This is a genomic window from Actinomycetospora lutea, from assembly GCF_028737205.1.
In the GTDB taxonomy this organism is placed as follows: domain Bacteria; phylum Actinomycetota; class Actinomycetes; order Mycobacteriales; family Pseudonocardiaceae; genus Actinomycetospora; species Actinomycetospora lutea.
Map to the genome: position 1 here is coordinate 55668 of NZ_JAQZAL010000032.1, position 9204 is coordinate 64871.

A 9204-nucleotide genomic window follows, 5' to 3' on the forward strand; every position below is an offset into this window, starting at 1 on the left:
TCGTCCTCCTCAGGTCGGCGGGAGGGGCAGCAGGCCGGAGCCGTTGCGCTCGGGGGCGGAGGATCGGGGCCGGACGGCCTCGGATGCCTCTGTCGCCTCGGTCGCCTCGGTCGCCTTGGTCGCCTCGGTCGCGTCGGTCGCCGCACCCGGCTCGTCGGTTCCGGTGACCGGGTCCGGCGGGACCGGGACGGTGGTGCGGACGCAGCCCACGAGGGCGAGCCCGAGCCGGTCGCCGACCTCCCGCAGGGCGACGACGTCGCCGCGGGCCGTACCGCGCTCCCCCACGACGGCGACGACGGCCGAGGCCGTCACCGCGAGGGCGAGGGCGTCCGCGCTCGACCGGGGCGAGTCCGCGGTCACCACGACGACGTCGCACCGGTCACCCAGGGCCGCCACCACCCGCGACCATGCGAGGCGCGGGACCGCGGTGCCGGCCGCGCGGTCGAGGCGACGGACGCCGCTTCCGTCGAGTGCCCCGTCGAGTGCCCCGTCGAGTGCCCCGTCCAGGGCCGCCCGGTCATCGGCGGCGCCGAGCACGCGGCCGAGGTCCGACCGCTGCGGGACGTCCGTGCCGGCCCCGGCGGCGCGCACGAGCACGACGCGCTCCCCACCGGCCGCCAGCGCCTCCGCGAGCGCCTCGGCGACGGACGCGAGCGGGACGTCGCCGTCGTCGATCGGGGTGAGGACCAGGACCGGCGCCTCCGGCACGCGGCTGCCGGCGAGCGCGCGGAGCCGCACGCCGAGGGCCGCGTACGCCTGCTCGGCGTCGGGCGACGTGCCGGTGTCACCGGATACCGGCACGGTCCCGAGCACCGGCAGCCCGAGGCGCTCGAGCTCCTCCGGGCGGCGCGCCCGCGGGTCGAGCCGGTCCCACACCAGCGCCACGAGCAGCCCGGCCACGAGCCCGACCAGCAGTCCGGCGAGGAGGTTGATCGGCACGTCCGGCAGGCTCGGGGAGGCCGGGACGGTGGCCGGCGTGATCACCCGCGCGCGCTCGGGCGTCGTCATGATCGGCTGGTCGTCCTTGTACGCGACATAGGCCTCGCCGAGCCCCTGGGCGCAGCGCGCGGCGGCGACCGGATCGCCCGTGGCGCAGGTGATGGCCAGCATCTGGGTCTGGGGCGGGACGGTGACGGTCGCGGCGGCCACGAGATCCGTGACGGGCACGCCCAGCCGGCGCGCCGCGCGGTCGGCAACGACGGCGGAGGTCACGAGGCCCTTCTCGGTGCCCATCGCCGGTGTCGGCGGTGGCGAGCTCGCCTCCGGACCGACCTCGGCGAGCACCACCACCTCCGCGGTCGCCTCGTAGGTCCGTGGCTGGACCCAGGAGACGACGGCCGCGGCGAGGACGACGAGGAGGGTGGTCCCGAGGAACCACGGCGCGCGGGCACGCAGGAGACGGACCGCCGACGTCCGGGACGCGGTCGGTGCCGACGGGGTGACGGTCATGGGATCGCCTCGGTCGATGTCGTGGAGGCGGGGACGCCGGCCTCCGGTCGGTCGGAGGGACGGTCGGAGGGGACGCGGACGCCGTCGAGCGCCGCGACCAGGGCCAGGAGCGCGATGAGCAGGTCACCCGACCCGCGGTAGGTCAGGTGCGGGTCGAAGAGCATGAGCACCGCCACGACGACGATCCCGACGAACGCGCCGGTGCCGGCGACGCCCCGCGCCCCCGGGCCGCGCGCGGCGGCGAGGCCGCGCCGGGCGGCGACGACCACGAAGACCACGAAGGCGACGGCGAGCGGGATCCCGCCGCCCCAGAACAGCCAGGTGTAACCGCTCTCGATCCAGATGTAGGGCAGGGCGAGCGTGTCCGGGCTCGGGACCCGGGCGCTGGGCTGCACCCCGAGCACGTAGTTGTGGTCCTCGAGCAGGCGGGGCCAGAAGTACCCGCGCAGGTTGTCCAGGCGCCCGACCCAGCTCTCCGGGAGCCCGGTCGCCCCGTCGAAGGCGACGAGGCGCGTCGCCACGACGGGCGCGAGCGCGAGCGCGGCACCCAGCCCGAGCCCCGCGAGCGCGAGCGAGACGTCGGCGCGCCGGAACGCCACACCGACGGCGACGAGCGCCACCACCAGGCCGATCGCCGCCGAGAACTGCCCGGAGGACAGCGTGCCGAGCGCGAGGAGGGCGAGCAGCCCGGCGAGCAGGCGCGGCCGCATCCCGTGGCGGGCCCACCAACCGGCGGCGAGCGCCAGGTTGAAGATCATGAGGTCCGCGGTGGCCGCGGCCAGGCCGAGCGTGGCGCTCCCGCGGCTGGCGGTGACCACGGAGGTGTCCCCGAAGGGGGCGAAGATCGACGCCACGAGGTCGTCCACGCCGAAGAGCTGCAGCGACTGGAGGATCGCGATGACGGCCACGAGGCCCGCGACGCCCAGGGAGATCGCGAGGCACCGTACGCCCTCGCGGTCGGTGCGCACGACGGAGCGGACGACGACGTAGAGCAGCACCAGCTTCCACAGCACCACCGCGTAGGACAGGTCGTCGCCGGTGATGGTCACGTGCCGGATCGCCATCCAGAGCAGCGGAACGACCGAGTTGGCCACCGCCATCGCGACCAGCGCGGCGAGCACGGGGTCCGCTCGGAGCCCGGGCCGCCACCCCGCACGCAGCTGCCACACCCCGCGCGCCAGGAGGGCGCCCGTGCAGAGGACCAGGAGGGCCTCGTTGGGCCGCAGGCCCGGCACGAGGCGCCCCCGGTCGATCCCCGCGACCAGCGGGGTCAGCCCGATGAGCAGGTAGGCCGCCAGCGGGGGGTGCGCCGCGACCGCGACGCCCAGCGCGAGGACCACCAGCCCGCCGACGAGCGGCAGGGGCGCGACGGCGGCGGCCGCCCCGAGGCCGACCGCGGCCAGGGTGACGAGCACCCCGGCGGGGACGGCGACGCGGAGCACCCGGGCATCCACCCGCCGGGCCGGGACCGCGGCGGTCATGCCGGCTCTCCGTCGAGGTCGAGCGGGCCGACACGGCGTCCGCGCAGGGCGCCGAGCAGCCAGGTCGCTTCCGGGGCGCGGAGGAGCCACTGCGCCAGGAGGTAGACGGCGCCGCCGACGAGGCAGGCGACCACCGCACCGGCGAGGGCGATGAACCGGCCGCCGGGGCCGGAGAACAGGGCTCCCCCCGACATCACCCAGGCGGCGAGGCCCAGCGGTACCGCCATCACGACCGCCGCGGCGGCGGTGCGCAGCGCGGGCACCAGCAGCGGCTCGCCGGTCCGGGGCAGGCCGCGCAGGAGGGCACGCACGCACCACACGGCGGCGAGGACCGCCGCCGCCGACACCGCGACCGCGGCGAGGGCCACGACCCCGGCCCCGTCGGTGGACACCGCACCCCCGAGGACGAGCAGGCAGACGCCCGCCTTCACCCCCATGGCGCGCAGGGGCGAGCGCGTGTCGTCCCGGGCGTAGCAGGAGTAGGTGCCGATGAGGAACGCGGTCTCCCCCACCACGCCGGGCGCGAGGGCCACCAGACCGGCGGCGACCAGAAGGGCACCCCCGTCGGTCAGCATGCGCCCGAAGGACGCGGCGGAGGCCAGGACCGGGGCGAGGACGACCAGCACGACCGCTGCCGGCGCGCTGACGAACAGCCCGAAGCGCAGCCCGCGCACCGCGGTGTCCCGGAACAGCGCCCGTTCCCCCCGCTGGTGCAGCCGGGACAGGCGCGGGGACAGGGACAGCGCCACCGGTGTCGCGCCCAGGGCGATCGGCAGGAAGAAGAAGTTGAGGGCGAGCTGGAAGGCGACGACACCGCCGGCGATGCGGTTGACCACCACGAGCACGCACACGAGCTGGAGCGCGTCGAGGGCCGCCTGGGCCAGGGCCGGCAGCGCCCGGCGCACCAGGGCGCGGACCTCCGCGTCGCGCCAGCCGCGCCGGGGCCGCAGGGTCGCCCCCGTCCGCCACGCGCCCCACCACTGGACCGCCGCGTGCAGCGCGACCGCCGCCGTCGTGCCCAGGCCGAGCAGCAGCAGCTCCGCGGTCGGGATCTCGAGGGTCTCGGTCGGCGGGAAGAGCACCGCCACGGCCCCGAGCACCGCGATGCAGCCGAGGTTCTCCACCGCGGGGGCGGCCGCCCCGAGCGCGAAGCGCCGGTGCGCGTTCATGACCGCCAGCGAGCAGGCCACGACGGCGTAGAGCACGACCTGGGGCAGCAGCATGAGGAGGAACCAGCGCGCCAGGTGGGCCTGCTGGGCGGCGACCGCCGCCGCGGGCGACCCGAGCGTGCCGACCTCCAGCAGCAGGGGCGCCACCAGCAGGGCGATCGGGATCACGACCACCGCGGCGACCAGGGCGAGGCCGAGGGCGCTGCCCGCCACCCGCTCGCATGCGCGCCGGTCGCCGGCGTCGATGTGGCCGACGAGCGCGGGCACCAGCAGCGACGACACCAGCGATCCGGCCAGCAGGCCGTAATAGATGATGTTGGGGAGCAAGTTGGTGGCCTGGTACGTGTTGCCCAGGAACGTGGGCCCGAGCACGGCCGCCGTCACGGTGACGCGGACGAAGCCGGTGATCCGGCTGACGAGCGTCCAGGAGGCGACCACCACCGTGTCGCCCACGGCCTCGCTCGGTCGCGACAGTTCGGCGGCGGTCTCCCGGCTCACTGCGCACGCCCCCGGGGGACGAGGACGACCCACACCGTCCGGACCAGGATCGCGAGGTCGACCAGCAGCCCGGCGTGGCGCGCGTAGTGCACGTCGAGGTCGAGTGCCTCGGTCATGCTCAGGGCACTGCGCCCGCTGACCTGCCACAGACCGGTCATGCCGGCCGGCACGCTGAACCTGTCCCGGTGGTCGGGGCGGAGGAGGTCGCACTCCCACGGCAGCATCGGGCGGGGTCCGACCAGCGACATCTCGCCGCGCAGGACGTTGATCAGCTGCGGGAGCTCGTCGATGCTGGTGCGACGCAGCACCCGGCCCAGGCGGGTGACGCGCGGGTCGGCGTCGAGCTTGTGGACCCCGTTCTCGCCCGCGAGGCCCTCACCGTGCAGCTCGCGCGTGACGTAGGCGCGGTGCAGGTCGTCGCTGCAGTCCAGCTGCATCGTCCGGAACTTCAGCATCCCGAACGGCCGCCGGTGCTCGCCCACGCGGACCTGGCGGAACAGCGCCGGGCCCGGCGAGGTCGCCCGGACGAGGAGGGCGACCACGAGCATCGGCACCGCCAGCAGGAGAAGCGCCGACGTCGCCACCAGGAGATCGAGACCGCGGCGGACGACACGGCGCCGCCGGCCGGCGGCGGGCCGGCGGGTGGACCCTCCGGTGGGTGCCCGGTGGCGTCCGTGGATGACGTGCCCGGTCACCGTCACCCCCGCTCCTCGCCGCACTCGTGCAGCGCCCGGCACACCGCCTCGACCTGGTCGCCGGTCATGTGCGGGAACAGCGGCAGCGAGACGACCTGGTCGGCCAGGGCCTCGCAGACCGGGAGGGCCCGGTCGGAGTGCCGGCGGTACGGCGCCTGCCGGTGGCACGGCACGGGGTAGTGCAGGCCGCTCTCCACACCGCGCTCGGCCAGACCCGCGCGGAGGGCATCGCGGTCGGTCGTGACCAGGACGGCCAGGTGGTGGACGCTCTCGGCGCCCGGGGCGACGGCGATCATCCGCGCGAGCGCGGGCGGGAGGGCACTCCGGTAGCGCTCGACGATCCGGCGGCGCGCCGCGTTCCACCCGTCCAGCCGCGCGAGCTTCGCCGCGAGTACCGACGCCTGCAGGGTGTCCATCCGGCTGTTGGTCCCGACGAGCAGACCGTGGCGGGCGTGGGCCCCCGGGATGCGCCCGTGGTTGCGCAGCGAGCGGAGCACGTCGGCCAGCGCGGGGTCGGAGGTCACGACCGCGCCGGCGTCGCCGAACGCCCCGAGGTTCTTGCCCGGGTAGAAGCTGAAGCACCCCGCGCGGCCCATCGACCCGGCACGGCGGCCCCGCCAGGTGGCGCCGTGGGCCTGCGCCGCGTCCTCGACGACCATGACGCCGGCCCGCGCCGCCACCTCGCCGAGCGCGTCCATGTCCGCCGGCTGCCCGTAGAGGTGGACGACGAGGACCGCCGCGGTCCGCGGGGTGAGCGCGTCGGCGAGCGTCGCCGGGGTCAGCAGGGCGGTGGCCGGGTCGACGTCGGCGAACCGCGGGATCGCGCCGGCGAGGACGACCGCCTCCACGGTGGCGACGAAGGTGTTGGCCGGCACGACGACCTCGTCGCCCGGCCCGATGCCGAGGCCCCGCAGGGTGAGCAGGAGCGCGTCCGTGCCGTTGGCGACGGCGACGGCCTCGTCGGTGCCGCAGTAGCTCGCCCAGGCCCGCTCGAAGCGCTCCACCGACTCGCCGCCGACGAAGTCGCTGCGCTCGAGGAGATCGCACCATCCCGCGTCGACCTCGGCCCGGACGTCGTGGGTCATGGCGCCCAGGTCGACGAACGGCACCCGCGTGGCCGCGTCCGGCGTGCCGGTGACCATCGGACCCATGTGCGCCTCCTCGAGTCCCCGACCCCGTCGGGACGGGGACGACGATGCGGCGCGGACGCCCTGCCCGGCGTCGGACCGACGACGTACGTCGCCTACGTCGGATGGACGTCTGGCGGTGGGGGCCCCTCACCGAGGCTTGACGGCGCGCCGCACCCGGGGCGGGGCTCGTGGCGAGTGGGTCACGAGCCGACCGGGACGGGACGTCCGGGGGAGGACAGATGCTGGACAGCGAAGGGTTGCGGGTCGCGGTCGTCGGCTACGGGTACTGGGGCGGCAACCACGTCCGCGTGCTCAACGGGCGCCCCGACATCACGGTCACCGTCGTGGACGAGTCGGAGGAGCGGCGCCATGCGGCGACGCAGCGGCACCGCGGTGTCCGCACCGCGGCCTGCCTGGACGACGCCATCGACGACATCGACGCGGTGGTCGTCGCGACGCCCCCGATGACGCACGCGAAGCTCGCACTCACCGCGTTGCACGCCGGACGTCACGTCCTCGTCGAGAAGCCCCTGGCCACGTCGTCGGCCGAGGCGGAGGAGATGGTGGCGCAGGCCCGGAAGGCCGGCACCGTGCTCATGACCGGGCACACCTTCGAGTACAACTCCGCGGTCGGGAAGCTCAAGGAGATCGTGAGCTCCGGGACCCTCGGGCGCGTCCTCTACATCGACGCCGCGCGCCTGTCCCTCGGGCGCTACCAGCCGGACGTCGACGTGGTCTGGGACCTGGCCCCGCACGACATCTCGATCCTGTCGTTCCTGCTCGACGAACTGCCCTCGGACGTGTCCGTCTGGAAGCAGCGCAGCATCGGGAGCGGCTTCGCCGACGTCGCGTACCTGCGCATGAACTTCGCCCGCGCCGCGACCCATGCGGTCGTGCACCTGAGCTGGCTCGACCCGTGCAAGGTCCGCCGGGTCACCGTCGTGGGCGACCAGCGCATGGCGGTCTACAACGACCTGTCCGACAACGAGCGCATCCGGATCTACGACACGGGGGTCGACGTGCACGCCACCGAGGCCGGCGGCCGTGCCCGGACCATGCCCGTGACGTACCGCTCGGGCGACATCGTGTCGCCCTACCTCTACTTCCACGAGCCGCTGCAGGCGCAGGACGACCACTTCATCGAGTGCGTCCGCTCCGGGTCACGGCCCCGGACCCCGGGCGAGCGCGGCCTCGAGATCCTCCGGGTCCTCGAGGCCGCCGACGCCGCCGCCGACAGCGGCCGCGCCGAGGCCGTCCGCGATGCCGTCGCCGTCGGCTGATCCCCGGTCAGTCGCGCCGGAGATGGTCGCGCAGGCCGGCACCGTAGGGGGTCGGCGTGCCGCCGTAGTCGCTGATCAAGGCCGGTTCCTCCGCGCAGTCGCTGGTCACCCAGCCCCACGCCAGGTAGCCGATCCCCCGCCCGTCGGCCCAGGCCGCGAGGGGTTCGATCACGCTGGACGTGCAGTCCATGTTGCCCATCTCGCCGATGACCACCGGCACCTGGAGGGCCAGCGGGGCGATCGTCGCGTCCCAGCACGCCTGGGTCGGGCAGGCGGTCTCGTCCGGTGCCGGGCCGTAGATGTGGATCGAGGCCACGAGCTGCTGGGCCGGGTCATCCGGGCGGTACTCGAGCCAGCGGTCGACCGAGCCCGCCCATTGCGGTCCCGCCACCAGGATCGGGTTCACCGCGCCCGTGGACCGCACGGCGTCCACGAGTTCCTGCATGCCCGCGGTCGCGAAGTCGACGCCCGGGCAGGTACCGCCGTCGCGCACGCAGCGCCAGGCCGTGTCGCTGGCGGTGTTCCGGTCCGGGTAGGGCTCGTTGTACAGGTCGAAGAGCACCGCGCGGTTCGCGGCGAACGTCGCCGCGACACTGCGCCAGAACGCGGGGGCGTGGTCCCGGTCGGCCATCGGCTGCTGGCCGAGGGCCCGTGTGCTGCCCGGGGCGTTCCAGTGCAGGTCGACGATGACGACGAGTCCCTGGGCGGTGAGCCGGTCGACGAGGTCCACGACGTCCCGGCGGTGCTCCTCGGCACGGCGACCGACCGGCAGCCCGTTGAGGCCGAGCCAGCACTGCTCGTTGAGCGACACGCGGACCGCGGTGACGCCCCAGGAGCGGATGGCGTCGATCGCGGGCTGGTCGACGGGGCCGTCGAAGGTGTCGGGCCCGTACGTGCAGGCGTACTGGGTGCCGGAACGGTTGACCCCGCGCAGCGCGACCGGCTCGCCGCGCCCGTCGACGAGCCGGTTGCCCGCCACGGTCACGACCGGGGTTCCGGGGCCGCCCGCCGAGAGCGGGACCGGGGCCGTGTCCCCCGGAGGGGTGGCCGCGGAACAGGAGACGGCCACGAGCACGACGAGGGCCGGGGCGAGCAGCATCCGGAGCCGGGTGCGCACCGCTCTCCCCCGTGCCACCGCCGTGCGAGCGATCATGCGGTGGTCCTCCCCCGGTGCGCCGCCTCGACCATGCGGGGCGGATCGGCGGCGGACGTCGCCCCGGCGACGTACGCGACCTACGTCGGATGGACGTCCTGTGCAGGGACGGTCGACGCCGGAACGGCGCCTTCCGCCGGGAGGTCAGCGTCCGCGGGCGAAGAGGACCTCGCTGATGGTGCGCAGCAGGACCTTCGCGTCGAGCCAGAGCGACCAGTTCTCGATGTAGAAGTTGTCGAACCGCGCCCGATCGGAGATCGGGGTGTCCGCCCCACGCAAACCGCTGACCTGCGCCAACCCCGTCAACCCCGACGGCACCCGGTGACGGTGACCATACCGCGGGTGCTCC

Annotated in this window: 8 protein-coding genes; 1 reads left to right on the forward strand and 7 read right to left on the reverse strand. The window is 75.2% G+C overall.

All coding sequences use genetic code 11. The features are described 5' to 3' along the window. Positions 1-9 precede the first annotated feature (9 nt). Genes PHK61_RS26650 through PHK61_RS26670 form a run of 5 tightly spaced genes read right to left on the reverse strand, consistent with a single transcriptional unit; the run spans position 10 to position 6443 of the window. Positions 10-1449 carry a YveK family protein gene (locus PHK61_RS26650; RefSeq protein WP_274284054.1) on the reverse strand — a complete coding sequence of 480 codons (1440 nt, stop codon included), beginning with the start codon at positions 1447-1449 and terminating at the stop codon, positions 10-12. Next, positions 1446-2930: a hypothetical protein gene (locus PHK61_RS26655; RefSeq protein WP_274284055.1), complete on the reverse strand. Its 1485-nt coding sequence runs from the start codon at positions 2928-2930 to the stop codon at positions 1446-1448. Before PHK61_RS26655 ends, PHK61_RS26650 begins: the two co-directional genes overlap by 4 nt. Continuing rightward, positions 2927-4552, reverse strand: a complete 1626-nt coding sequence (gene murJ / locus PHK61_RS26660) for a murein biosynthesis integral membrane protein MurJ (protein WP_274284056.1) — start codon at positions 4550-4552, stop codon at positions 2927-2929. Before murJ ends, PHK61_RS26655 begins: the two co-directional genes overlap by 4 nt. Positions 4553-4593: 41 nt before the next feature. Beyond that, positions 4594-5298: a sugar transferase gene (locus PHK61_RS26665; RefSeq protein ID WP_274284057.1), complete on the reverse strand. Its 705-nt coding sequence runs from the start codon at positions 5296-5298 to the stop codon at positions 4594-4596. After that, the gene (locus PHK61_RS26670) at positions 5295-6443 is read right to left on the reverse strand and encodes a DegT/DnrJ/EryC1/StrS family aminotransferase (RefSeq protein WP_274284058.1); all 1149 of its coding nucleotides are present in this window, start codon (positions 6441-6443) and stop codon (positions 5295-5297) included. Before PHK61_RS26670 ends, PHK61_RS26665 begins: the two co-directional genes overlap by 4 nt. 218 nt (positions 6444-6661) lie before the next feature. Between PHK61_RS26670 and PHK61_RS26675 the strand changes: the two genes are divergently transcribed. After that, the gene (locus tag PHK61_RS26675) at positions 6662-7702 is read left to right on the forward strand and encodes a Gfo/Idh/MocA family protein (protein WP_274284059.1); all 1041 of its coding nucleotides are present in this window, start codon (positions 6662-6664) and stop codon (positions 7700-7702) included. A gap of 7 nt (positions 7703-7709) precedes the next feature. Here PHK61_RS26675 and PHK61_RS26680 read toward each other — a convergent pair whose 3' ends face one another. Further along, positions 7710-8819, reverse strand: coding sequence for a glycoside hydrolase family 5 protein (locus tag PHK61_RS26680; protein WP_274284060.1), 1110 nt, complete (start codon positions 8817-8819; stop codon positions 7710-7712). 180 nt (positions 8820-8999) lie between these two features. Beyond that, positions 9000-9204, reverse strand: a 205-nt coding sequence (locus PHK61_RS26685) for a sugar transferase (protein WP_274284061.1), incomplete at its 5' end; no start/stop codon positions are given.